Below are 23,734 nucleotides of genomic sequence, written 5' to 3' on the forward strand. Positions count from 1 at the left end.
AGGTTTTTGTGGCGAGGGGATTTATCCCCGCTGGGGTGCGAAGCAGCCCTAAGGCCAATCACCTTGGGGTGTCAGACTATCCTGCATTAGGCTTTTGGGCGCGCTTCGCGCCCCGGCGGGGATAAATCCCCTCGGCACAGGTTCTGTGTTTGTCCTAATAACCATCAGATCGTCCGCCAAACCCAGCAAACTCCCTGTAAACTCCGGCCTTTGCCCAGCACCCAGGGAGTTGCCCATGTCGGGTTCGATCCTTTATATCCATGGCTTCAACAGTGCCCCGGCATCGACCAAGGCCTGTCAACTGACCGAAGTGATGACGCGCCTCGGGCTGGGGGACCAGTTGCGGGTGCCGGCCTTGCATCACCATCCGCGCGAGGCGATTGCTCAGTTGGAGCAGGCGATCACAGAACTGGGGCGGCCGCTGCTGGTCGGCAGCTCGCTCGGCGGCTACTATGCGACTCACTTGGCCGAGCGCCACGGCCTCAAGGCCTTGTTGGTCAATCCGGCGGTCAGCCCGCATCGGATGTTCGACGGTTATCTGGGCACGCAGAAGAATTTGTACACCGACGAGACCTGGGAATTGACCCACGACCACGTGACGGCCCTGGCCGAGCTGGAAGTGCCGGCGCCCCGGGATCCGCAGCGGTTTCAGGTATGGTTGCAAACCGGTGACGAAACGCTGGATTATCGCCACGCCCAGCAGTATTACCGTGCCTGCGCGTTGCGTATCCAGGCCGGCGGCGACCACAGTTTCCAAGGGTTTGCCCAGCGGTTGCCGGCGCTTTTGAGTTTTGCCGGCATTGGCGCCGATTTGTACCAGGCGATCGACTTCACCTCGCTGTGAACCATTGCCTCTATTTCACTGAACACTGACGACGAGACCCCATGGCCACTCCCAGCGCTAGCTCCTATAACGCAGACGCCATCGAAGTCCTCTCGGGCCTCGACCCGGTGCGCAAGCGCCCCGGCATGTACACCGACACCAGTCGGCCGAATCACCTCGCCCAGGAAGTCATCGACAACAGCGTCGACGAAGCCTTGGCCGGGCACGCGAAATCGGTGCAGGTCATCCTGCACGCCGATCACTCGCTGGAAGTCAGCGATGACGGCCGCGGCATGCCGGTGGACATTCACCCTGAAGAAGGTGTGTCGGGCGTCGAGCTGATCCTCACCAAGCTCCACGCCGGCGGCAAGTTTTCCAACAAGAACTACCAGTTCTCCGGCGGTCTGCACGGGGTGGGTATTTCCGTGGTCAACGCCTTGTCGACCCAGGTGCGGGTGCGGGTCAAGCGTGACGGCAGTGAATACCAGATGACGTTCGCCGATGGCTACAAGGCCACCGAGCTGGAAGTGGTCGGTACCGTCGGCAAGCGCAACACCGGCACCAGCGTGTATTTCGCGCCGGACCCGAAGTACTTCGATTCACCGAAGTTTTCCGTCACTCGCCTCAAGCACGTCCTCAAGGCCAAGGCGGTGTTGTGCCCGGGGCTGCTGGTGAGTTTCGAGGACAAGGCCACCGGTGAGAAAGTCGAATGGCATTACGAGGACGGCCTGCGTTCGTACTTGGTCGATGCGGTCAACGGTTTCGAACGCCTGCCCAACGAGCCGTTCTGCGGCAGCCTGGCCGGTAATAAGGAAGCCGTGGACTGGGCGCTGCTGTGGCTGCCCGAGGGCGGCGAAAGCGTCCAGGAAAGCTACGTCAACCTGATCCCCACCGCCCAGGGCGGCACCCATGTCAACGGCTTGCGCCAGGGCCTGCTCGATGCGATCCGCGAGTTCTGCGAATTCCGTAACCTGCTGCCTCGTGGCGTCAAGCTGGCGCCGGAAGACGTCTGGGAGCGCATCGCTTTCGTATTGTCGATGAAGATGCAAGAGCCGCAATTCTCCGGCCAGACCAAGGAGCGCCTGTCGTCCCGCGAGGCGGCGGCGTTTGTCTCCGGGGTGGTCAAGGATGCGTTCAGCCTGTGGCTCAATGCCAATCCGGAAACCGGCCTGGCCCTCGCCGAACTGGCGATCAACAACGCCGGCCGTCGCCTCAAGGCAAGCAAGAAGGTCGAGCGCAAGCGCATCACCCAGGGGCCGGCACTGCCGGGCAAGCTCGCCGATTGTGCCGGGCAGGACCCGATGCGCTCCGAGCTGTTCCTGGTGGAAGGTGACTCCGCCGGCGGCTCGGCCAAGCAGGCGCGGGACAAGGAGTTCCAGGCGATCCTGCCGCTGCGGGGCAAGATCCTCAACACTTGGGAGGTCGACGGCAGCGAAGTGCTGGCCAGTCAGGAAGTGCATAACATCGCGGTGGCCATCGGCGTCGATCCGGGCGCCGAGGACATGAGCCAGCTGCGTTACGGCAAGATCTGCATCCTCGCCGACGCCGACTCCGACGGCTTGCACATCGCTACCTTGCTCTGCGCCTTGTTCGTCCAGCATTTCCGCCCGCTGGTGGATGCCGGTCACGTCTATGTGGCGATGCCGCCGTTGTACCGTATCGACCTGGGCAAGGAGATCTACTACGCCCTGGATGAAGCCGAGCGCGACGGCATCCTTGATCGGCTGGTGGCCGAGAAAAAACGCGGCAAGCCGCAGGTCACCCGATTCAAAGGCCTGGGCGAGATGAACCCGCCGCAGTTGCGCGAAACCACCATGGACCCGAACACCCGTCGGCTGGTGCAGTTGACCCTGGATGATTTCGAAGCGACGTCGGAAATGATGGACATGTTGCTGGCGAAAAAACGCGCCGGCGACCGCAAGAACTGGCTTGAATCCAAGGGTGATCTGGCTGAGGTCCTGGCCTGATGCGCAACGGTTTCGCCCTGGCGTTGTTGCTGTGGGCGGGGGTGGTAGTCGCAGGGCCGGTGCCGGAACTGAAGTTGCTGTCCGAGCATGTCGTCGATGGCATGCGCGGCGGCAATCTGTCCGGACTGGCCCTGTGTGGCAACGAGATGTGGACGGTATCCGATCGCGACGATGACCGGATTTATCGGCTCCAACCCTCCGATGCCCGGGCCTGGCAGGCCGAGGCTGTCGGTATCGAGGTGCCGGCCGTGCCGGAGAATGATTTGCCTTGGGGCTTGCAGTCGCGGACCTGGGCGGCATCGTTCGTGCGCGGGGGCGAACTGGACTACGAAGGCATCAGTTGCGACAGGGCCGGTCAGCGTTATGTGGTCAGTGAGTCCCACGCCGCCGTGCTGAGAATATCGCAGGCAGGCGAAGCGTCCTGGCTGAAAATCAGCCCGACCATGCTCCGCCAGGCCCGGGGCAGCGGCATGCTGCTGCATTTTAATGCCCTGTTCGAAGGCGTGGCGGTCAACCCGGCTGGCGATCAGCTATGGCTGGCCGCCGAACGGGAGCGTCGTGGCCTGGTGTTGCTCAAGCGCCAGCAAACGGTGTGGGACTGCGACGGCAATTGCGTATTGTTGAGCGAAGCGGGGCAGGAGATGCAGCCGGCGCAGTTTCCCAAGGCCAAGGCGGTTTCCCGGGACTTTGCCGATCTGTCGTTGTTCAACGGCAAGCTGTTTACCCTGGAGCGAAACGCCTATCAGATCTGCCGGCGTGACCCGCAGACCGCCAAGGTCGAGCGCTGCTGGTCGTTTGCGGGGGAGGCGTTGCAGGAAAATCGCCGTTATCCACAGCCCTTCGGCCTGGTCGAAGCGCTCATCGTCGACGCCGACGGCGCCTGGATCGGCGTGGACAACAACGACGGTGCGCGGGCTGACGGCGAGCAGCGGCCGGTTATCTGGCGCTTCGCCGCGCCCGAGGGTGGTTGGGGTGCCGCGCCATGAGCCAGCAACCACCGGGCAAGCGCGCCGGCCGGGTACTGATGATCCTGGCCTGGTGCGCGGCACTGTTTCTGGCAACGCGGTTTTTTGCCCAGTGGGAGCAGCGAGAGCTCAACCCCAATGCCGAGGTGCATTCGCAGAAGGGCGAAGGTTTTATCGAGGTAAAGCTGATCGGCAACCGGCAGGGACATTTTGTCGCCAGCGGCCAGATCAACGGCCAGCCGGTGGATTTCATGCTCGATACCGGGGCCACCGACGTGGCGATCCCGCAGGAATTGGCCGAGCGCCTCAAGCTGGAAAAAGGTCTTGGCGTGAGGTTGAGCACCGCCAATGGTTTGAGCGAAGGCTACCGCACCCGCATCGACCGGCTGCAATTGGGTGACATCGTGTTGCGTGATGTCCGTGCCCTGGTGGCGCCAGGCCTGGAAGGCACGCAAGTGCTGCTGGGCATGAGCGCCCTGAACAAACTTGAATTTACCCAGCGCGACGGCACCATGCTGCTGCGCCAGACAACGAACTGATGAGGCCCGCATGAGCGACATTCTTGCAGACAGCTTGGACGGCGTAGAACGCCGATCGCTGGCTGACTTCACCGAAAATGCCTACCTCAATTACTCCATGTACGTGATCATGGACCGCGCCTTGCCGCATATTGGCGACGGTCTGAAGCCGGTCCAACGGCGGATCATCTATGCCATGAGTGAGCTGGGGCTGGACGCTGATTCCAAGCACAAGAAGTCGGCGCGTACCGTTGGTGACGTGCTCGGCAAGTTCCATCCCCACGGCGACTCGGCCTGCTATGAAGCCATGGTGCTGATGGCCCAGCCGTTCAGCTATCGCTACACGCTGGTAGACGGCCAGGGTAACTGGGGTGCGCCGGACGACCCCAAGTCCTTCGCGGCCATGCGGTACACCGAGGCGCGCCTGTCACGCTATTCCGAAGTGCTGCTCAGCGAGCTGGGCCAAGGCACCGCGGACTGGGGACCGAACTTTGACGGCACCCTCGATGAACCCTTGGTTTTGCCGGCACGTTTGCCGAACATCCTGCTCAATGGCACCACCGGCATTGCCGTGGGCATGGCCACCGACGTGCCGCCGCACAACCTGCGGGAAGTCGCCACAGCGTGCGTGCGCTTGTTGGACGAGCCGAAAGCCACGGTAGAACAGCTCTGCGAACATATCCAGGGCCCGGACTATCCGACCGAAGCGGAAATCATCACGCCGCGTGCCGATCTGCTGAAAATCTATGAGACCGGTCGCGGTTCGGTGCGCATGCGCGCCGTCTATCACGTTGAAGACGGTGACATTATCGTCACCGCGCTGCCGCATCAGGTTTCCGGGGCTAAAGTCCTCGAGCAGATTGCCGCGATGATGCAGGCAAAACCGTCGAAAGCGCCGCAGGTTGCTGACTTGCGCGACGAATCCGACCACGAGAATCCCTGCCGCATCGTGATCATTCCGGTGAACAGCCGGGTCGATCACGACGCGCTGATGCAGCACTTGTTCGCCAGCACCGATCTGGAATCCAGCTATCGGGTGAACATCAACATCATCGGCCTGGACGGCAAGCCGCAGCTGAAAAACCTGCGGGCATTGCTCGTGGAATGGCTCGAGTTCCGGGTCAAGACGGTGCGTCGGCGCCTGCAGTTCCGCCTGGACAAGGTCGAGCGTCGCCTGCATCTGTTGGACGGCTTGCTGATTGCCTACCTCAACCTCGATGAAGTGATCCATATCATCCGCACCGAGGAGCATCCCAAGGCCAGCCTGATCGAGCGCTTCGCCCTCAGTGAAATCCAGGCCGACTACATCCTCGACACGCGCCTGCGCCAACTGGCCCGCCTGGAAGAAATGAAGCTGCGTGCCGAGCAGGATGAATTGCTCAAGGAACAGGCCAAGCTGCAAGCCTTGCTGGGCAGCGAAGCCAAACTGAAGAAACTGGTACGCACCGAGTTGCTCAAGGACGCCGAAACCTATGGCGATGACCGTCGTTCGCCGATTGTCGAGCGTGCCGAGGCCAAGGCCTTGAGCGAGCACGACCTGTTGCCGAACGAGAAAGTCACCGTTGTACTGTCGGAAAAAGGCTGGGTGCGCTCCGCCAAGGGCCATGACATCGACGCTGCCGGGCTTTCCTACAAGGCCGGGGACGGCTTCAAGGCCTTGGCGCCGGGCCGCTCGAACCAGTTCGCGGTGTTCATCGACTCCACCGGGCGCAGCTATTCGGTGCCGGCCCACACCTTGCCATCGGCGCGTGGCCAGGGTGAACCGCTGACCGGACGATTAACACCTCCGCCGGGTGCAACTTTTGAATGTGTGCTGATGCCTGATGATGACGGGCTGTACGTTATCGCGTCGGACGCCGGCTACGGGTTCGTCGTCAAGGGTGAAGACCTGCAAGCCAAGAACAAGGCGGGCAAGGCGTTGTTGAGCCTGCCGAACAACGCCAAGGTCATTGCCCCGCGCCCGGTCAGCGATCGCGATAACAACTGGCTGGCTTCGGTGACGACCGAAGGTCGGTTGCTGGTGTTCAAGATCAGCGACCTGCCACAGCTTGGGAAAGGCAAAGGCAACAAGATCATCGGGATTCCTGGCGAACGGGTGGCGAGTCGCGAGGAATTTGTCACGGATATTGCAGTGTTACCTGAAGGTGCCACGCTTGTGCTGCAGGCTGGAAAGCGTACGCTTTCACTGAAAGCGGACGATCTTGAGCATTACAAAGGTGAACGCGGTCGGCGGGGCAACAAGCTTCCAAGGGGTTTTCAACGGGTGGATGCACTGCTCGTCGAAAACCTCAATTGACCGTGCTAGAGGGCTCGGTCTGCGATTAAAAGCCGCAGATCGGAACTTTGGCGCTGGAGTCGGAACGCATATTCACGGATGATAGGCCCTTTCAAGCGCCGGCGTGGCCGAGCGTTCTTCATAATGACCGAGTATTTTCACTGTGGTAAGCCTTGTGGCTGCCACCTGGACGGAACGATGACTGCTCTGCGCCTACCTATTTTGTGGCTCGCCGGCCTGCTTGGCCTGGCGGGCTGCAGCATGCACCAGCCGGTGTCGCTGTATCAGCTGGACAGCGGTACCCCGGCCCAGCCTGCGCAAAGCACAGGCATGGCGGTTTTGCTGGGCCCTGTATTGATTGCCGACTACCTGCAACGCGAAACTCTCCTGCAACGCCAACCGGACGGCAGCCTGCAAGCCGCCACGGACGGTCGTTGGGCCGGCAGCCTGTCCTCGGACATCGACCAGCTGCTGCTGCGCCAGGTCGCCGGTCACCTGGACAGTCAGCGCGTGGTGCTGGCGCCGGCTACCCAAGGCTTCACCCCGGATGTGCAGGTCCTGCTGTCGATTACCCGCCTGGACTCGGGTGAATCACAACCGGCGGTACTCGATGCTCAATGGCGGTTGATTGACCGTCGCGGCAAGGTGCGTGAGAACCGCATCGTTCATCTTCAAGAGCAACACGCCGGCACCACGGCGGCGCAGGTTCAGGCCCAGGGTGTGCTGCTGCAACGACTGGCCGAACAGCTGTCCGTCTCGCTCAAGCCATTGGCCAACCAGCCTCCTATCGCTGAAGTTCCACGCAAGCCCGCTCCCGCCCCGGCCAAGCCGGCAGGAAAGGAAAAGGACAAGATTCCGATGGCCCTGCCGATTCGGACGGACATGGAAGTGTTCCGGTTCTGACGGTTGGTATGGATGCAAGACAAAGCCCGCGTTGATGCGGGCTTTGTTGTTTCTGCTCTTTGGATTTGTGGCGCCTTTCCCGGCCCTTTCGCGAGCAGGCTCGCTCCCACAGGGGGAGGGCGGCAAGCCACAGATCCGGTGTGGGAGCGAGCCTGCTCGCGAAGAGGCCATCGAAGACAACAAAAAAGCCCGCAGACAATCACTCATCTGCGGGCTTCGTTATCCAGGCAACGGGACTCAGGCCTGGCGCTCATGCATCCGCGCCAGTTGCCGTTCCAGCATCGACGGATAAGGCTCCATCAGTCGTTCCACGCAGCAGGCGCCCTCGGGGCTGGCGATCGGACGGATGCGTGCGCGTTGGCGGATCAGCGCGTCATCATTGATCTTGCGTTCCACCAGCAGCAGGTTGCGGCTGTGTTGGGAAAGGGCGAGGGCGTCCTGGGCGGTTTCGGTCAGCAGCAGGTCGATCTGGCTCAGGCCGAACAAGCCATCGCCCAAGGTCAGGCCCAGTTGCAATTGCAGGGTGATGCCGCTGTCGGCGACCTCGATCTGCAATTGATGACCCAGCGCCCGCAGCAATTCGCCGCAGCAGATGGCGTTGGTCAGGTAGTCGTCGCCGCTGTCCTCGGTGTGGAACAGCATCAGCGTGCTGCCGTCGTTCAGGGTGTGCAGCTCGCCCTGATAAAGCGATGCGGCCTGGTCGAGGCAGTCGCGATAGCGTTCAAGCAGCTCTTTCAGGCGGGCCTGGGGCAGGCGCCGCAGTTGGTCCTGAGCACCCAGTTGCACGGCCAGTACGGCGCTGTGCTGAGGCTGGTTCGAGGCGACAGGGCGGGCGAGCGGTTGTGGTTCGCCGACAATGGAATCGTCGCGCAAATCGGCAAAGGCCTCGTCGTCATCGTCGTCTTCGACAGTGCGCACCACATGTCGCGGCGCGGGGCGAGCAGCGGGCAGCGGCGCGCTTTCGTCGAACCCCGGGTCGCGCAGGTTGCGCACGTCGAAGCCCGGCTCCGCATCGTCCTCGTCAACGTAGTCGATGTCTTCAGGTTCCGGCACGGGTTCCGGCTCCGGCGCGAAGCTGGCGTGCAACTGCCGGGCCAGGTCGCCGATTTCATCCTGGCGCTGGGTGGCTGGCGTGTGTTCGTCGATGTCTCGCAGCCAGACGCGCAACTGCAACAGCGGCGTGGATATATGCCGCCCAAGGCGCAAGCTCAACGCCAGGGCCAATGCCAGCAGGATCGCGCTGAGGATGCCCATGCTTTGCAGGCTGATGGTCATGGGTTGCTGGAACTGGTCCATGTCCAGGCTGATGCGCAGTTGGCCGGCGGTCACGTCCTGGAAGGTGATCTTGCTCTGGTACATGCCGCCGGTTTCGCCGAGCAAGCCTGGCTTGGGACGCTGGCCGGCCTCGGCGAGGATGCGGTTGTCCACGCTGTAGATGGCGGCGTGGGCCACCAGCTTGTTCTTGGTCAGGTTGTTGAGCAGCACATTGAGACTGAGGATGTCGTTGGACACCAGCAGCTCGGTGGCGGACGTGGCGGTCTGGGTGGTCAGGCTTTCGCCCAGGGCATCCGCCTGCTCGTGCATGGCCTGCTTGAATTGCAGGCCCATCACGCAGGCATAGATGACCAGGGCCAAGGCGACCAGGATCACGTTATGGCTGGCAATGCGCAATGCGATCGGCACGCGGCGATGGCGCAATGCACGGAAGATCAGCAGGAAGAAGTTGTCGGTTTTGACTGGCGTGGGCCGGTTCACTGAGCTCGGCTCTTTGTCCGTGAAATTGACGCGCAGTATAGCGACAGCCCCATGACCGGCAAAGCACTGGCGGTGCCCGATGGTCACTGAATGTGGGTAGAATGCGGTTTTTTTCCACCTGCGGGGGTGCGCCTTGCGCGAAATCGTCCTGATAAACATCACTGGCAGCGACCGTCCGGGTCTGACTGCAGCCATTACCGGCGTTCTGGCCCAGGGTGGTGTGAACATTCTCGACATCGGTCAGGCGGTGATCCACGACACGCTGTCGTTTGGCATCCTGGTTGAAATCCCGGACGCCGAACACAGCAAATCGGTGCTCAAGGACATCCTGTTCACCGCATACAAGCTTGATCAGCAGGTGCGTTTCACCCCGGTGTCCGAGGAAGATTACCAACAGTGGGTGGCTGGCCAGGGCAAGAAACGCCATATCGTGACGCTGTTGACCCGCAAGGTGACCGCCGAGCAATTGCAGCGTGTCAGTTCGATCACTGCCCAATACGGCTTGAACATCGACCATATCGACCGACTGTCCGGGCGCATGCCGCTGGATACTCCGGCCGATCAAGGCAAGGGCTGCATCGAATTTTCCGTACGCGGCGAACCCGCCGATCCCCAGGCTTTGCGCGCCGAGTTCCTCAGCGTGGCGCAGGAGCTGAACGTTGACATCGCCTTCCAGGAGGATTCGCTGTTTCGCCGCAACCGTCGCCTGGCGGTGTTCGACATGGACTCGACGTTGATCGAAGCCGAGGTCATCGATGAGTTGGCCAAGGCTGCCGGCGTCGGCGACAAGGTGTCGGCGATTACCGAGCGGGCGATGGCCGGCGAGCTGGATTTCCGCGCCAGCTTCAAGGAGCGCCTGGCGTTGCTCAAAGGCCTGGATGTCAGTGTGCTCGACTCGATCGGTGCCTCGTTGCGCCTGACCGAAGGCGCCGAAACCTTGTTCGCCGAGCTCAAGCGCCTGGGTTACAAGACCGCCATCCTGTCCGGCGGCTTCACTTATTTTGCCAAACAGTTACAGGCCAGACTCGGCATCGACTACGTGTTCGCCAACGAACTGGAAGTAGTGGATGGCAAGGTCACCGGCGTGGCTGTCGAGCCGATCGTCGATGCCCAGCGCAAGGCGGACTTGCTGCGTGAGCTGGCCGCGAAAGAAGGCCTTCGCCTGGAGCAGACCATCGCGGTCGGTGACGGCGCCAACGACTTGCCGATGCTTGCGATCGCCGGGCTGGGCGTGGCGTTCCGGGCCAAACCGCTGGTCAAGCAATCAGCCAGGCAGGCCATTTCGACCTTGGGGCTGGATGGGGTGCTGTATTTGCTGGGTTTCAGGGATCGCGACGGGCAGGTTTGAGCCCTGCATCGATTTCCCAGGCATACGCTCTTGTGGCGAGGGAGCTTGCTCCCGCTCGGCTGCGAAGCAGCCGTAATCCAGGCGACGCGTTATTTCAGATGCACCGTGTCGCTCGGTTAGGGGCCGCTGCGCAGCCCAGCGGGAGCAAGCTCCCTCGCCACGGGAGCTGGTCGCTTCCTAGAGTGACTTCCACAGCGAATCAAAATCGCCTTCCTTGTCACTGCCATCCCCGCCGGTGCCTGAGTCTTCGGGGTGATAAGCAAACTGATTGAAGCTGTGGGTGCTGGTCACGCGCCGATCCAGCGAGGCCCGTCTTTCCTGTCCGTTGGTATTGATCAACACTCGCTGGCCTTCCTGAAAGGGCAGGCGCGGAGCGATCATCGTGGGCGGCAGGTCGATCGCGCTGATTTCCGGCAGCAGCAACCCCCGCAGGTAGTGGCCTTGCTCGTTCTGCTCGCGCGCCAATTGCACGCCGCAAGGCTGGGCATGGGGAGCTACCAGTTCAATGCCCATTTGCATCGCACCGTTGCGCACCTGCCGGATCCAGCGGACCACGGCGATGCTCCAGGCCTGGTCGCTGGTGTCACGAATCCCGACCATCTCCCCGGCCTGCAATTGCTCCGGCACTTCCTTCGGCCAGCCGAGGCAGTACCCACCCGGGCTGTGGTTGATGATCGGCAGCTCAAAGGTCGGGAAATGATGCTGGTTGTCGGAACTGGCGCCGTCGTCATCGGCCGGGTTGACCGGATACTCGATTTCCTCGTAGGGCAAGAGGTCGCTGTCGCCGGCTGGCGCGGCGTCGAACGCCTGGTTCCAGGTGTCGTTGGTTTTGGTCGGCGAGGCCTCGAATCGGGCCTTGCGCATGGCCGGGTTCTTCAGGATTTCGCTGAAGGATCGTTCGCCCCCAAGGTAATAGTGCAGCGCGCTCATGCCCACGCACAGGGTCAGCGTGCCGTTGCCTTCGGTGCGTTGGAAGCTGCGTTCGGCGGCTTCGCCCCAGGCCGCTTGCAGATGATGCAAGGTGTCGGCACTCATGCCGGCAGGTACCGCCAGGGACGAGTCGCCAGGTTGCGCCAGGTGAGCGCTGATGGCACGCACCAGGGGCTGGGGATCGAACCCCTGTAGGCTCGGTTGCTGTTCGGCGCGAAATTTGGAACGATAGCGCGGCCCTACATCCAGTTGCGGTGCGACGGCAAACAGGCTGCCGGCGGTGACGGCCGGGTCGAGCTTGACGCTCTGGCTCCACGGCTCCAGCACTTCGGCCAGCCGGGCGATCTGGCTCTGGCGTAACTGGTTGCTGCGCGACGCGCCCAGCAGCAGGGCGACGACGTAGGTCTGCTCGGCATTCAATTGAGGGACCTGGCTGGCCAGCTCATCGCCAACGCTGAGGTGCTGCAATCGGTGCTGACAGGCGATCCGGTACAGCTGGTGCAAATCGAGCCATAAACCTTCAGGCACGGGGCTGTATAGCTGGCTGGCTCGCAACAGCGTGCCGTCGAGGGCATGTATCGCCCGTTGCAGCGCTGTCGCCAGCAGGCGCGCCCGGTCCTTGGTGAATTTTGGCGAGATACGCGCAACGATTTGTTTGTATCCCATCGCCAAATGAGTCTGCAGGGCCTGGCTCAGGTTGACGATCTTGCGCGAGCGCTCATCCAGCACGATGGCCTGTTGCAGGAAGTGTCGCTCCAGGTGCTTGCAGACGTAATAAACCTCGGGCCGCAGCAGTTCGAGCAGCTGCAAGCGATTTTCACTCGGGGTGAGCAACTGGTTCAGTTCACCGAGGGCCTGGTACAGCAGGCGCGCGGTTTCACCGATGTTGGCCTTGGGCAGGTTGCCGATCCAGCGCTTGAGGTCGCGTGGCGTGGCATCGCAGAAGGACAGGCGCGACTGGGTCGGTGTCGAGACGCGCAGTAACTGGAGAGGGCTGGTCTCGTTCATGCCGTGGATGGGCTCCGGCGGGAAATGAAGGGAATGTTCCAACTCTAGCAGGTGTGGGCAAAAGATCATGCGGCGGCGACACCTGGCGCCATGCGGCGTACAAGACCGCCGCAGGGCCGGTCGGCCACGCTAGCTTTGCAGGCGGCCCATTGACTGGGGGTCGTAGGCTTTCATTTCGCCGACGCTGCGGGTGATATACAAGTGGTTGGCCGGGATACTTTTGTTGACGAAGGCGCCAGCGCCGACGATCACGTTGTCGCCCAGCTCCAGGTCGTCTGAAATGATGCAGGCATGGGCGTGTACCCTGACGCCGTCACCGATACGCAAGAGCGCAGTTTCGCTTTGGCCCTTGATGCCCAGCGTGCAGTTCTGCCAGATCCTGAAGTCTTTGCCGATAACGGCGTGCGAGGTGATGACGATTCCATTCGGGTGCGCGATCCACAGCCCTTCTCCGATGGTGGCGCCGAGCATGATTTCCACATTGAACTGGCGACTGATTCGCTCGTTCAGCAGCTTGCCGCGCCGTCTCCAGAACTTGCTGTCCTGCTGATGCATGGCGTAGGCCAGGCGAAACCAGAACAGGTAGCGGTACCGGTTGATGCGCTGGCACTTCTGGTAAAGCCGGCGCCATCTGAACGGTTTGTCCAGGCCACCAAGAATTTCGATATGCCAGTAGCGTTTGGCTGACCGGAAAATATCAATGAGCATCGACAGCCTCTTTGCAAGGTGCAGGGCCTGGTAAGAAACGCTGGGAAAGAATGATCCCGACAGGGAGCCAGAAGACGATCCAATAGACCCCAGGCCTGTTGAATACCGTGTGGTAGTCGAACATGGCCGTTACTATCCCGAAGATAAGCAGGGGCAAACCCGCCGAGCCTGTCGGATTTATCCAGGTTTTTCTGTCAACGGCGCATATGAAAACATGGATAACGGCCAGCAGTAGCAGTGCCGCCCCGAAGACCCCGAACTCATAAAAGAACTGCAGGAACAGGTTGTGTACCTGGTTGTAGCATTTGGTTTCCAAAACGCAGATATCAAAATTGCTCCCCGCACCGGCGCCGAATAGCCAGAACTCTTCGATGCGACTCAGCCAGCCAGCCCAGATCAGGTCGCGAAGGCTGAATCCACGACTTTGCTGATCGACGATGACTGGCCATAACCACGCAACTGCCACGAGAAAAAGAGCACCTGTGAGGTACAGCCATTTTCTTGTTCGTGGTGTGTGTTGGAGCACCACGCTGGTGCAGATGGCCAGGCCATACCCAAGCCAGACGGCCCTTGAAAGGGTGCAGAACAGGTACAGCGACAGGCCTGCCACGCATGCCATGTAAAAGACTCTGAGCCATGGCCCGCAGGGTTTGGTCAGCAGGAGGTGGAACCCGTAGATGCCAAAAAAGCCGTAGTACAGCGCAGCGATGATCGGGTTCTTGAAATTCGCGTAGTCGCCATACCCCAGGTTGAATAAGCGTCCGCCCATGAAAAAGATGTTCTGGTCTTGCTGTACGAAATGAATCAGCAGGCCTGCGATTGCAAAGAGTCCTGCCACGGCGAAGGCAAACGTGAGGCTTTTTTCAAGCAGCCCCTCTCGAGCCAGTATATGCACAGTGCCGAGGTACAAGGTCACGTACAGCACGGTTTTGAACTGCGAGAAGGCGGACGTCATCGAGCCGGAGTTCAGGAGCGCGATCAGCAATGAGAACGCCAGCATCAGCAGGACCGGCCAATAGCACTTCTGCACCAGGCTTTTGCGCAGGCGTGCGTCGACAATGCACAAAAGCAATGCAGGCAGGAACAGGCTCAGGTTGGAAATTGTCGTGTAGGTGCTGCCGTCGGTGATGAAAAGTAGCCCTGTCAGGTGTACGGTGAATCCGATCATCAGAACTAGCACGGTGTATCTGGTAAAAACCGAACGTGTCATACCTATTCCAGGGGCAGTGAATGGGAGCCAGGGCTGAGTTTCCAAGGCGTGGGGAGACCGCCGGCGATGGCAGCGACTCACGTCGCTGCCTCGGTTATCAAGCCTTGGGTAATGCCAGTCCTTGACCCATCTGTACCGGCGAGCCGGCTACAAGGTCTTCGGCCCACTTCACTTGATCCGGCCCGAACAGCACGATAGCGGTCGAACCCAGTTTGAAGCGGCCCAGCTCGGCACCCTTCTCCAAGTGAATCGGCGCACGGGCGGCTTCGTCATAACGGAAGGTCTTGAGTTCGCGCTTGGGCGGTGTCACCAGGCCGGCCCAGACCGTCTCGATGGACGCCACGATCATTGCACCCACCAGCACCACGGCCATCGGCCCGCGTTCGGTGTCGAAAATGCACGCTACGCGTTCGTTGCGGGCGAACAGCTCCGGAACGTTTTCGGCTGTGGTCTGGTTGACCGAGAAAATGCGCCCCGGGATATAGACCATTTCCCGCAGCGTGCCGGCCAACGGCATGTGCACGCGGTGGTAATCCTTGGGCGACAGGTAAATCGTTGCGAAGTCGCCGCCCATGAATGGCGCTGCGTTGGCCGCATCGCCGCCGAGCAGTTCCAGCACGCTGAAGCTGTGGCCCTTGGCCTGGAACACGCGGCCATGCTCGATCGGGCCGAGCTGGCTGACGGCGCCGTCGGCGGGGCTCAGAATCGCGCCTGGGGTTTGATCCAGGGGGCGGGCACCGTCTTTCAGCGCGCGGGTGAAGAAAGCGTTGAAGTGCTCGTAGGCGCTCAGGTCTTCTACCAGGGCCTGGGACATATCCACTTGGTAGCGCTTGGCGAACCAGGCCGTAAAGGCGTTCTTGAACCAGCGCACGCGGCATTCGGCGATGCAGCCGGCGAGGCGCGACAGCAAGTGGTGCGGCAGCAGGTATTGGGAAAGGATGAACAAGCGGTTCTTCATTAAATGTCCTTAGGAATCTTCAAAGCTCGATCGGGGTGTCAGGGTGGTTGCCCCATTCGCCCCAGGAACCGGCGTAGCCTTTGACTCGCGGATAACCGAGCGCCTTGGCCACCAGATAGGTGAAGCCAGAGCGGTGGTGAGTCTGGCAGTGGGTAATGATTTCCTTGTCGGGCGTGATGCCCAGCTGTTCGAGGATCTGGGGCATGTCCTTGCGAATGCGCAGGTTGCGCGTCGGGTCCATGCCGGCGGTCCATTCGAAGTTCACCGCGCCGGGGATGTGGCCGCCCCTGGCCGCGACGACTTTTTCGCCGGAGTATTCCAGCGGGCCGCGTGCATCCCAGATCGCCAGGTCGGCAGCGCCGAGGCGGCCTTGCAGGTATTCGCGGGTGGCAGTGGGTTCGTCGTGCAGCTCAAGGCTCACCGGGCCTGCGCCGGGCGCGGGCATTTCAATGGACACCGGCAGGCCCTCATCCAGCCAGGACAGCAAGCCACCGTCGAGGTAGTGATAATTCGAATGACCGATCACGTCCAACAGCCAGATGAAGCGCCCGGCCCAACCACCGCCTTCATCGTCATACATCACGTAGACGGCGTTGGGGTTGTGTCCGAGTTCGCCGAACAGCGCCTCAAGGTCGGCTTTTGCCGGCAACAGGCCTGGGGCCGGAGGCTGACCCAGTTGCGTGCGCTTGGGATCGACGAAACGCGCGCCGGGGATGTGCCCGCTGCTGTAGCGGACCGCGCTGGTGAGGTCCACCAGAATCAGCTCGGCAGCATCGAGGCGCGGCAGCAGTTCGCTCGGTTCGATTACCAGCGGCAAGCCAGAGAAGTCAGGCATGTGAGGTCTCCTGGGGCGCAAAGGGAAAGGATTGTAGCAAGTTCAGCGGCCGCGGTTGGTGAAGCTGTGCAGGGCGCGCTCGATGCACTGCACGGTTTTACCGAACGCTTGTACCGTCACATCCGAAAATGGTCCGCCGCCCTGGTCCACCACCACCAGCATAATTACTCGACCGTTACAGGTCAGAGAGCGCAGCAGCAGGTGTTCGCCGCGAAACAGGCTGCGCAGGCCCGCTGGCAGCAATGCCGAATATTGGGCGTTGTTTTGCGGGGTCAGGCGAACCTGGGCCTGCTGGGCAAGTAATCGTTGCAAGATTTTGCTTAGGCTGATGGAGAAGCTCATGGCCGCCGCTTCCTTGGGCAAACCAGCAGTCTGATGCACGCGTACGCTGGTCTGGCTGCGGTCGGCCATCAAGATCATGACCCGGCGCATGCCACATGCCGCTAGCGCATCCCGTGCCGAGGTGGTCAGGTGCATGGCGTTGCGGAACGGGCTCGGCTCCACCAGCAACGCGGCGCATTGTTTGCGCCATTGGCTCAGGTCCTGGGCGCTGGGCGGGGCGGCGGGCAGCAAACCTGGGTGGACCCGCTTGCTGCCCGGCGGCCAGATCAGCGCCACGGCGGGATGCCAGAGGTCCGGCATGGCGTGCTGGCGCGCGCTGTTGGCGGCCTGTTGATGAAGCTGTTGCTGAATGTCGTCCATCGGCATCTGCAGATACAGGCTGGTCAGGTATTGCCAGCGGGCGCTGTGCGGGCTGTCCCAGGCCTGCTGTGCCGAAAGTGCCAGGCCGTTGGCCAGCAGCACGGTGTTGGCTGGCTGATTGAGCCAGCGCCGCAGGGTCGGGTCGTCGTCCAGGCGATTCTGTTGGCGCAGCGGATGCTCACTGTCGCGCGCAATGCGCAGCACTTTAACCAGTTCGCGACGCTCGTTGAGCAGCAGGCGATAGCCCTGCGCTACCCAGACCGGCAGGCGCCAGGTCTCCACCAATGCCAGGCAGATTTTCAGCAGGCTGACGCCGAACAGTTCACGCTCCACTTCGCCGGCTGGCTGGCCTTTGTGAACGACGCGCAGCTCCCATTCCCCGAGCAATCGTGGATGAGTAAGGGCCAGCGGCCAGAGCGGTGACAGGAACAGCAGGCTGCCCCAATGGATGTCTTGCCACAGCCGCGCCAGGCGGCTGGCAAAAAAACCGTTGGCCTGTTGCGTGGCGTGCTGGCTGATCAATTGCAACTGGCGCAGGGCCAAGGGAATCTGCTGCCCCGGCAGTGAGGGCAGGCGAGCAAGCAGTTCTTCGGTGCGCTTGAGGCCGAGGCGGTTGATGGCCACCTCAAGGTTTTCCGCCGGTTCCGCCAGGGTGCCGTGCGTGTGGTGGTTGGCTTCGCGGATGACGCTCAGGGCCAGCGCGGGGCTGTCCTGCATCAATTCGGCGATGTCACGCAGCGAGCGGCGACTGTCGCCAATCGCCTTGCAGACCAGGTCGTGGCTGGCCTGGGGCACCGGCAGGTGCACGCCCTCGAGCAGCTTTACCCAGCCTTCGAGGGTGGTCGGTCTTGGAGTTGGGACGTTCGTTTCGTTAGCCATGGTTGGACGTGATCATCGCATGGGGTATCTACGCCCGGAACGGGGCAAAATTGGCTTTTCGCCGGAACTGGCTATAGTCTGGCGCAGTTTTGCCGATAAGTAGAAGAAGAGATTTTTCAGCTTCCGAATATGACCTTGAACCCGACTTAAATAAGTACTTTCTATCTATGGCTAAAATTATCGGCATCATCGTCGTGTTCGCGAGCGTGCTCGGCGGATACGTGCTCTCCCATGGCAAGATTGCCGCCCTGGTCCAGCCTTTCGAGGTGTTGATCATCGGCGGTGCAGCCCTTGGTGCATTCCTGCAGGCCAACCCTGGCTATATGACAATGCATGTGCTCAAGAAATCCTTGAGCATGTTCGGCTCGCGTTTCAGCCACACCTTCTATCTCGAGGTGCTGGGGCTGGTCTACGAGATCCTCAACAAGAGCCGCCGCGAAGGCATGATGGCGATCGAGGGTGACATCGAAGACGCCGCCGCCAGCCCGATCTTCGCCAAGTACCCCTCGGTGCTGAAAGACGAGCGCATGACGGCGTTCATCTGTGATTACCTGCGCATCATGTCGTCCGGCAACATGGCCCCCCATGAGCTTGAAGGTTTGTTCGACATGGAGCTGTACAGCCTCAAGGAAGACCTTGAGCACCCGTCTCATGCAGTCAACGGCATCGCCGACGGCATGCCCGGTTTCGGTATCGTTGCGGCGGTATTGGGCATCGTGGTGACCATGGCATCCCTGGGTGAAGGCGATCAGGCGTCCATCGGTCTGCACGTGGGCGCGGCATTGGTGGGTACTTTCTTCGGTATTCTGGCGGCGTACGGTTTCTTCGGCCCGCTGGCCCATTCCCTGGCGCATGACGCCAAGGAAGAACTCAACGTCTATGAGGCCATCAAGGCTTCCCTGGTGGCTTCGGCCTCGGGCATGCCGCCGTCGCTGGCGGTGGAGTTCGGTCGCAAGGTCCTGTACCCGGCGCACCGTCCAAGCTTCGCCGAGCTGGAACAAGCGGTTCGCGGTCGCTAAGCCATGGAAAATAACCAGCCCATTATAGTCAAGCGCGTCAAGCGCATTGCCGGCGGGCACCACGGGGGCGCCTGGAAAATTGCCTTCGCCGACTTCGCCACGGCGATGATGGCGTTCTTCCTGGTGCTGTGGCTGCTGTCCACCGCGACCCCGGAACAGAAAATCGCCATTGCCGGTTACTTCAAGGATCCGATCGGTTTTTCCGAGAGCGGCACGCCGTACATCATCGACCTGGGCGGCTCGCCGGTCCTGGCGCCGGAAAATACCCTCAACCCCGAGGTCAAATCCCAGCCTCAGCCTGACAAGGCGACTGTCGACGCCAATGAGGCCGAGGGCATGGCCGAGCAGGTCGAGCGCGAACGCCTGGAATTGCTCCTGCAGGAATTGCAGAACAAGGTTGAAGAAAATCCGGAACTACAGAAATTCAAGGACCAGATCCTTTTCGAGATCACACCGAACGGCCTGCGCATCCAGATCATGGACGCCGATAACCGTCCGATGTTCGACTCTGGCAGTGCGCGCCTGAAGCCGTATTTCGAAGACATCCTGCTGGCCATGGCCGATACCATCAAAGCGGTGCCGAACAAGATCAGCATCAGTGGCCACACCGATGCCAAGCCTTACGTCGGCAAAGGCGACTTCGGTAACTGGGAACTGTCGGCCAACCGGGCCAACGCGGCACGGCGTGCCCTGGTGGCGGGCAGCTATCCGGATGAGCAGGTGGCGCGGGTCGTCGGTTATGCGTCTTCGGCACTGTTCGATCGCAAGGATCCGTTCAACCCGGTCAACCGCCGCATCGACATCGTGGTGTTGACCAAGAAAGCCCAGAAAGCCATCGAAGGTTCGCAAACCGACGATCCGGCGCCAGACCCGGCCCCGGGCGAGGGCGCGCCGGGCGAAGTGCCTGCATCGCCCGCCACGCCTGGCGCGGCCGCCGATCCGAACGCGCTGCCGGCCGACCAGCAACCAGTGCCGGCCCATGAGTTGCGCGAGCGCCTGAACCTGTTCGACGACGCCGCGCCGAAACCGGCGGAGCCGCCAGCGCAGTGACCTAATGAAAAAGCCGACATCATTGTCGGCTTTTTCATGAGCACTGTTCACTAGAGACGTGCTCGCTTTTTGTGGCGAGGGAGCTTGCTCCCGCTCGGCTGCGCAGCAGTCGCAAACCGGACAATTGAGTCTTCCTGGAAAACTGCTGGGGCCTGCTTCGCAGGCCAGCGGGAACAAGCTCCCTCGCCACAAAATGATCGAGCCTACATTGCGTGCAGGTCAGTAACTGCTTTCCGGCAAGCTCGCAATGATCGAACGGTAGCTGTTCATCCGTTGTTGATGCACGCGGCCTTCTTCCAGCGCCTTGAGCAAGGCGCAGCCGGGTTCGCGGTCGTGCTTGCAGTCGCGGAATCGGCAGGTGCCGATCAGGTCGTTGAACTCGATGAATCCGGCTTCGACATCGGCCCGGCTGACGTGGCCCAGGCCAAACTCGCGGATGCCCGGCGAGTCGATCAGCTCACCGCCGCCGGGAAAGTGGAACAGTCGCGCGGTGGTGGTGGTGTGGGTGCCTTGGCCGGACAGCTCGGACAATGGCCCGACGCGGGTCTCGACTTCCGGCAGCAGGCTGTTGACCAGCGACGACTTGCCGACGCCGGACTGGCCGACGAACACGCTGATGCGCCCGTCGAGTTGCTGCTGCAATTGCTCCATGCCGTTGCCGTGGTGGGCCGAGACTTCCAGCACCGGGTAACCCAGATCCCGATAGACCGACAGCAGGGCGTTCAGCGCCGGGGCGTTGTGTTCGTCGATCAGGTCGAACTTGTTGAGCAACAGCAACGGGCGGATGCCGGCGTGTTCGGCCGCCACCAGGTAACGGTCGATCAGGTTGGCGTGGGGCTCAGGCAGCGGGGCGAAGACAATCACGATCATGTCGACGTTGGCCGCCACCGGCTTGAGCTGGCCCCGGCTGTCCGGGCGGCACAGCTCGGTGTGGCGCGGCAGTTGCGCGACGATCACGCCGATGCCCTGGTTGCCGGCCCGCCAGACCACCTGGTCGCCGGTCACCAGCGCCGGCAGGTTGGCCCGCAAATGGCAACGGAATACCTGGCCGGCCAACTCGCCTTCCTGGGCCTCGACCTCGACCTGGACGCCGAAATGCGCGATCACCAGTCCGGTCTGCTCAGGGCCCAGGTCTCCGCCCTCCAGGGCCTCGACGGCACTGGATTCACGTTTGGCTGCGCGGGCGGCGCGCTCGCCCTGGATCTTTTCGATGCGCCAGTTCTGACGACGATTGAGTTGGCGTTTGGCCATGGGTGTTCCGTATGAAGAAATGCAGCGAATAGGGTAAAACGGCGGCGAGTTTAGCACGCCCGACCGGTTGCCTAGGCTAAACTGCGCAGCTAAGCCGAGGAGCTCCCCCATGCAAAACCCGCAGAACCTGATCTGGATCGACCTGGAAATGACCGGTCTGAACCCTGACACCGACGTCATCATCGAAATGGCCACCATCGTCACCGACAGCGATCTCAACACCCTGGCCGAGGGTCCGGTGATTGCGATCCACCACAGTGATGAGGTGCTGGCCGGCATGGACGAGTGGAACACCCGCCAGCACGGCGGCTCGGGACTGACCCAACGGGTGCGCGAGAGCAGGATCAGCATGGCCGAGGCCGAAGCCCAGACCATCGCCTTCCTGGAACAATGGGTGCCAAGGGGCAAGTCGCCGATCTGTGGCAACAGCATCTGCCAGGACCGTCGCTTCCTTTATACCCACATGAAATCCCTGGAAAGCTATTTCCATTACCGCAACCTGGATGTCTCCACACTCAAGGAGCTGGCCGCTCGCTGGGCGCCAGAAGTGCGTGACAGTTTCCAGAAGGGCAGCACCCACCTGGCCCTGGACGACATCCGCGAATCCATCGCCGAGTTGCAGCATTATCGCAAGCACTTCATCAAGTTCTAAACGGCACCCCAGCGACTGGCGAGATTGCTTTTTGTGGCGAGGGAGCTTGCTCCCGCTGGCCTGCGAAGCAGGCCCCAGCAGTTTTCCAGGAATACTCAATTGTCTGGTTTGCGACTGCTGCGCAGCCGAGCGGGAGCAAGCTCCCTCGCCACAGGTGATCCTCTGAGCCAGGGTCGGCGCCGCGCCCCCTTTTGGTGCCTGCCCAAACTGGCTAGACTGCGCGCCTTCCCGCAAGGACTGCCACCATGTTGCTGATGCTGTATCTGATCGCCATTACCGCCGAAGCCATGACCGGCGCCTTGTCTGCCGGGCGGCGGGGCATGGACTGGTTCGGCGTGGTGCTGATCGCCTGTATCACGGCGCTGGGTGGCGGCTCGGTGCGCGACGTGCTGCTGGGGCATTACCCGCTGACCTGGGTCAAGCATCCGGAATACCTGGTGCTGACGACCGCGGCGGCCATGTTGACGGTATTCCTGGCGCGCTGGATGCGTCACCTGCGCTCGCTGTTCCTGGTGCTCGATGCCGTTGGGCTGGTGGCGTTTACCTTGATCGGCTGCATGACCGCGCTGGAAATGGGCCATGGCATGTTGGTGGCCTCGGTCAGTGGGGTGATTACCGGGGTTTTTGGCGGCATTCTGCGGGATATCTTCTGTAACGACATCCCGCTGATTTTCCGTCGCGAACTCTATGCCAGCGTCTCCTTCGCTGCCGCGTGGTGCTACCTGCTGTGTGTCTACCTGCAATTGCCCAGCGAGCAGGCGATCCTGATCACCCTGTTTGGTGGTTTCCTGCTGAGGCTCCTGGCGATCCGGTTTCACTGGGAAATGCCCAAGTTCGTCTATAACGACGAAGTCTGACGTTCGGCATGTTGGCGCAGCGCCCATTGCACATGTTCCTGCACCAGGGCTGACGGATAGTCCTGTCGCGCCTTCAACGCCTCCAGCACGGGAATCGTCGTCGGCGCATTGCCAAGCCCCACCGCCAGGTTACGCAGCCAGCGCTCATAACCGGCGCGGCGTAATGGCGAACCTTCGGTGCTGCTGAGAAACCTCTCCTCATCCCACATGAACAGCTCGGCCAGTTCGGCATTGTCCAGGTTGTGGCGTGGCTTGAAGTCGCCTTCCGCGGACGGCCGGGCGAAGCGATTCCACGGGCAGACGATCTGGCAGTCATCGCAACCGAACACCCGATTGCCGATCAGCGGCCGCAGCTCCTCGGGGATAGCGTTTTTCAGTTCGATCGTGAGGTAGGAGATGCAACGCCGGGCATCCAATACGTAGGGACCAACGAAGGCGTTGGTCGGGCAGATGTCCAGGCAGGCGGTGCATTTTCCGCAATGCTCTGTGCCGTGGGGCGGGTCCACCGGCAGCGGCAGGTCGACGAACAGCTCGCTGAGGAAAAAATAGCTGCCGGCCTTGCGGTTCAACACCAGGGTGTTTTTGCCGATCCATCCCAGCCCGGCCTGTTCGGCAATGGCTTTTTCCAGCACCGGTGCGCTGTCGACAAACGCGCGATAGCCGAAGGGGCCGATGGCTGCCTGGATTTTTTCTGCCAATTGCTGCACGCGTTTACGGATCAATTTGTGGTAATCGCGGCCCAACGCATAACGCGAGACGTAGGCTTTTTCCGGTTCGCCAAGCAATTGCGCCATTCGGGTGTCGCCCGGCAGGTAGTCCATGCGCAGGGACACCACCCGCAGCGTGCCCGGAACCAGTTCTTCCGGGTGCGAGCGTTTGCTGCCGTGGGCGCCCATGTAATCCATTTCGCCGTGGTAGCCGGCTTCGAGCCAGCGTTGCAAGTGCTGCTCATGCTCGCCAAGGTCCAGGCCGCTGATGCCGACTTGCTGGAAACCCAGCTCGCGGCCCCAGTCCTTGATGGATTGGGCGAGGGCGGGGAGGTCTGTGGGAATGGCAGGCATGAGGCGAGAGAAACCGGAGCTGAGATGCGTATAATTCTGCCAGACATCGGAGCCCGAAGA

At 61.7% G+C, this 23,734-nt stretch carries 20 protein-coding genes; 11 read left to right on the top strand and 9 right to left on the bottom strand.

The features are described from left to right. Positions 1–235: 235 nt before the first annotated feature. The 6 genes from J3P91_RS02455 (at position 236) to J3P91_RS02480 (ending at position 7,451) form a co-directional block, all read left to right on the top strand. Positions 236–844 (top strand): YqiA/YcfP family alpha/beta fold hydrolase, encoded by a 609-nt coding sequence (locus tag J3P91_RS02455; RefSeq protein ID WP_434602644.1) that lies wholly within the window; start codon positions 236–238, stop codon positions 842–844. Positions 845–885: 41 nt separating this feature from the next. After that, complete coding sequence (parE, locus tag J3P91_RS02460) at positions 886–2,790, top strand: DNA topoisomerase IV subunit B (protein ID WP_434602645.1); 1,905 nt, start codon at positions 886–888, stop codon at positions 2,788–2,790. Next, the gene (locus tag J3P91_RS02465) at positions 2,790–3,776 is read left to right on the top strand and encodes an esterase-like activity of phytase family protein (RefSeq protein WP_434602646.1); all 987 of its coding nucleotides are present in this window, start codon (positions 2,790–2,792) and stop codon (positions 3,774–3,776) included. The genes parE and J3P91_RS02465 overlap by 1 nt, the downstream gene beginning before the upstream one ends. Next, positions 3,773–4,294 carry a retropepsin-like aspartic protease family protein gene (locus tag J3P91_RS02470; protein WP_434570018.1) on the top strand — a complete coding sequence of 174 codons (522 nt, stop codon included), beginning with the start codon at positions 3,773–3,775 and terminating at the stop codon, positions 4,292–4,294. Before J3P91_RS02465 ends, J3P91_RS02470 begins: the two co-directional genes overlap by 4 nt. Positions 4,295–4,304: 10 nt before the next feature. After that, positions 4,305–6,569 (top strand): DNA topoisomerase IV subunit A, encoded by a 2,265-nt coding sequence (gene parC, locus J3P91_RS02475; RefSeq protein ID WP_305497226.1) that lies wholly within the window; start codon positions 4,305–4,307, stop codon positions 6,567–6,569. Between the two features lie 177 nt (positions 6,570–6,746). After that, a complete protein-coding gene (locus tag J3P91_RS02480) occupies positions 6,747–7,451 on the top strand; it encodes a PqiC family protein (protein ID WP_305497225.1) in 705 nt (234 codons plus the stop codon). A 237-nt stretch (positions 7,452–7,688) separates the two neighbouring features. On the opposite strand, the gene J3P91_RS02485 is transcribed toward J3P91_RS02480, so the two are convergent. After that, positions 7,689–9,206, bottom strand: a complete 1,518-nt coding sequence (locus J3P91_RS02485) for an AhpA/YtjB family protein (protein WP_434602647.1) — start codon at positions 9,204–9,206, stop codon at positions 7,689–7,691. Between the two features lie 133 nt (positions 9,207–9,339). Between J3P91_RS02485 and serB the strand changes: the two genes are divergently transcribed. After that, complete coding sequence (serB, locus tag J3P91_RS02490) at positions 9,340–10,554, top strand: phosphoserine phosphatase SerB (RefSeq protein WP_305497223.1); 1,215 nt, start codon at positions 9,340–9,342, stop codon at positions 10,552–10,554. A 177-nt stretch (positions 10,555–10,731) separates the two neighbouring features. Here the strand turns inward: serB and J3P91_RS02495 are convergent, their stop codons facing one another. The 6 genes from J3P91_RS02495 to J3P91_RS02520 all read right to left on the bottom strand — a co-directional run bounded on the left by J3P91_RS02495 (position 10,732) and on the right by J3P91_RS02520 (position 17,784). Next, positions 10,732–12,492, bottom strand: a complete 1,761-nt coding sequence (locus J3P91_RS02495; RefSeq protein ID WP_434602648.1) for a molecular chaperone — start codon at positions 12,490–12,492, stop codon at positions 10,732–10,734. Between the two features lie 129 nt (positions 12,493–12,621). Next, complete coding sequence (locus tag J3P91_RS02500) at positions 12,622–13,200, bottom strand: serine acetyltransferase (protein WP_434570014.1); 579 nt, start codon at positions 13,198–13,200, stop codon at positions 12,622–12,624. Beyond that, complete coding sequence (locus tag J3P91_RS02505) at positions 13,190–14,410, bottom strand: O-antigen ligase family protein (protein ID WP_434602649.1); 1,221 nt, start codon at positions 14,408–14,410, stop codon at positions 13,190–13,192. Before J3P91_RS02505 ends, J3P91_RS02500 begins: the two co-directional genes overlap by 11 nt. Positions 14,411–14,507: 97 nt before the next feature. Further along, positions 14,508–15,368, bottom strand: a complete 861-nt coding sequence (asd, locus tag J3P91_RS02510; RefSeq protein ID WP_434570012.1) for an archaetidylserine decarboxylase — start codon at positions 15,366–15,368, stop codon at positions 14,508–14,510. A gap of 19 nt (positions 15,369–15,387) precedes the next feature. Continuing rightward, a complete protein-coding gene (locus J3P91_RS02515; RefSeq protein ID WP_434602650.1) occupies positions 15,388–16,203 on the bottom strand; it encodes a rhodanese-like domain-containing protein in 816 nt (271 codons plus the stop codon). A 42-nt stretch (positions 16,204–16,245) separates the two neighbouring features. Further along, positions 16,246–17,784 (bottom strand): HDOD domain-containing protein, encoded by a 1,539-nt coding sequence (locus J3P91_RS02520; RefSeq protein ID WP_434570010.1) that lies wholly within the window; start codon positions 17,782–17,784, stop codon positions 16,246–16,248. A 167-nt stretch (positions 17,785–17,951) separates the two neighbouring features. Between J3P91_RS02520 and motA the strand changes: the two genes are divergently transcribed. Continuing rightward, entirely contained in the window at positions 17,952–18,803 is an 852-nt protein-coding gene (gene motA, locus J3P91_RS02525) for a flagellar motor stator protein MotA (protein WP_305497215.1), read from the top strand. Between the two features lie 3 nt (positions 18,804–18,806). Beyond that, complete coding sequence (motB, locus tag J3P91_RS02530; protein ID WP_434602651.1) at positions 18,807–19,853, top strand: flagellar motor protein MotB; 1,047 nt, start codon at positions 18,807–18,809, stop codon at positions 19,851–19,853. Between the two features lie 219 nt (positions 19,854–20,072). Here motB and rsgA read toward each other — a convergent pair whose 3' ends face one another. Continuing rightward, positions 20,073–21,104, bottom strand: a complete 1,032-nt coding sequence (gene rsgA / locus J3P91_RS02535) for a small ribosomal subunit biogenesis GTPase RsgA (RefSeq protein WP_217861119.1) — start codon at positions 21,102–21,104, stop codon at positions 20,073–20,075. Between the two features lie 109 nt (positions 21,105–21,213). On the opposite strand from rsgA, the gene orn reads away from it, so the two are divergent. Both orn and J3P91_RS02545 read left to right on the top strand, forming a co-directional pair. After that, the gene (gene orn / locus J3P91_RS02540; protein ID WP_305497212.1) at positions 21,214–21,756 is read left to right on the top strand and encodes an oligoribonuclease; all 543 of its coding nucleotides are present in this window, start codon (positions 21,214–21,216) and stop codon (positions 21,754–21,756) included. Between the two features lie 245 nt (positions 21,757–22,001). Further along, positions 22,002–22,613 carry a trimeric intracellular cation channel family protein gene (locus J3P91_RS02545; protein WP_305497211.1) on the top strand — a complete coding sequence of 204 codons (612 nt, stop codon included), beginning with the start codon at positions 22,002–22,004 and terminating at the stop codon, positions 22,611–22,613. On the opposite strand, the gene queG is transcribed toward J3P91_RS02545, so the two are convergent. Then, the gene (gene queG / locus J3P91_RS02550) at positions 22,595–23,674 is read right to left on the bottom strand and encodes a tRNA epoxyqueuosine(34) reductase QueG (RefSeq protein ID WP_434602652.1); all 1,080 of its coding nucleotides are present in this window, start codon (positions 23,672–23,674) and stop codon (positions 22,595–22,597) included. The genes J3P91_RS02545 and queG overlap by 19 nt on opposite strands. Positions 23,675–23,734 lie beyond the last annotated feature (60 nt).

The organism is Pseudomonas sp. Z4-7 (assembly GCF_051131965.1).
Taxonomy (GTDB): domain Bacteria; phylum Pseudomonadota; class Gammaproteobacteria; order Pseudomonadales; family Pseudomonadaceae; genus Aquipseudomonas.

Bases quoted from the DNA above. Each gene is read 5' to 3' on its own strand.
- J3P91_RS02455 (WP_434602644.1), top strand. From the start codon at position 236: ATGTCGGGTTCGATCCTTTATATCCATGGCTTCAACAGTGCCCCGGCA.
- parE (WP_434602645.1), top strand. From the start codon at position 886: ATGGCCACTCCCAGCGCTAGCTCCTATAACGCAGACGCCATCGAAGTC.
- J3P91_RS02465 (WP_434602646.1), top strand. From the start codon at position 2,790: ATGCGCAACGGTTTCGCCCTGGCGTTGTTGCTGTGGGCGGGGGTGGTA.
- J3P91_RS02470 (WP_434570018.1), top strand. From the start codon at position 3,773: ATGAGCCAGCAACCACCGGGCAAGCGCGCCGGCCGGGTACTGATGATC.
- parC (WP_305497226.1), top strand. From the start codon at position 4,305: ATGAGCGACATTCTTGCAGACAGCTTGGACGGCGTAGAACGCCGATCG.
- J3P91_RS02480 (WP_305497225.1), top strand. From the start codon at position 6,747: ATGACTGCTCTGCGCCTACCTATTTTGTGGCTCGCCGGCCTGCTTGGC.
- J3P91_RS02495 (WP_434602648.1), bottom strand. From the start codon at position 12,492: ATGAACGAGACCAGCCCTCTCCAGTTACTGCGCGTCTCGACACCGACC.
- J3P91_RS02500 (WP_434570014.1), bottom strand. From the start codon at position 13,200: ATGCTCATTGATATTTTCCGGTCAGCCAAACGCTACTGGCATATCGAA.
- J3P91_RS02505 (WP_434602649.1), bottom strand. From the start codon at position 14,410: ATGACACGTTCGGTTTTTACCAGATACACCGTGCTAGTTCTGATGATC.
- asd (WP_434570012.1), bottom strand. From the start codon at position 15,368: ATGAAGAACCGCTTGTTCATCCTTTCCCAATACCTGCTGCCGCACCAC.
- J3P91_RS02515 (WP_434602650.1), bottom strand. From the start codon at position 16,203: ATGCCTGACTTCTCTGGCTTGCCGCTGGTAATCGAACCGAGCGAACTG.
- J3P91_RS02520 (WP_434570010.1), bottom strand. From the start codon at position 17,784: ATGGCTAACGAAACGAACGTCCCAACTCCAAGACCGACCACCCTCGAA.
- motA (WP_305497215.1), top strand. From the start codon at position 17,952: ATGGCTAAAATTATCGGCATCATCGTCGTGTTCGCGAGCGTGCTCGGC.
- motB (WP_434602651.1), top strand. From the start codon at position 18,807: ATGGAAAATAACCAGCCCATTATAGTCAAGCGCGTCAAGCGCATTGCC.
- rsgA (WP_217861119.1), bottom strand. From the start codon at position 21,104: ATGGCCAAACGCCAACTCAATCGTCGTCAGAACTGGCGCATCGAAAAG.
- orn (WP_305497212.1), top strand. From the start codon at position 21,214: ATGCAAAACCCGCAGAACCTGATCTGGATCGACCTGGAAATGACCGGT.
- J3P91_RS02545 (WP_305497211.1), top strand. From the start codon at position 22,002: ATGTTGCTGATGCTGTATCTGATCGCCATTACCGCCGAAGCCATGACC.
- queG (WP_434602652.1), bottom strand. From the start codon at position 23,674: ATGCCTGCCATTCCCACAGACCTCCCCGCCCTCGCCCAATCCATCAAG.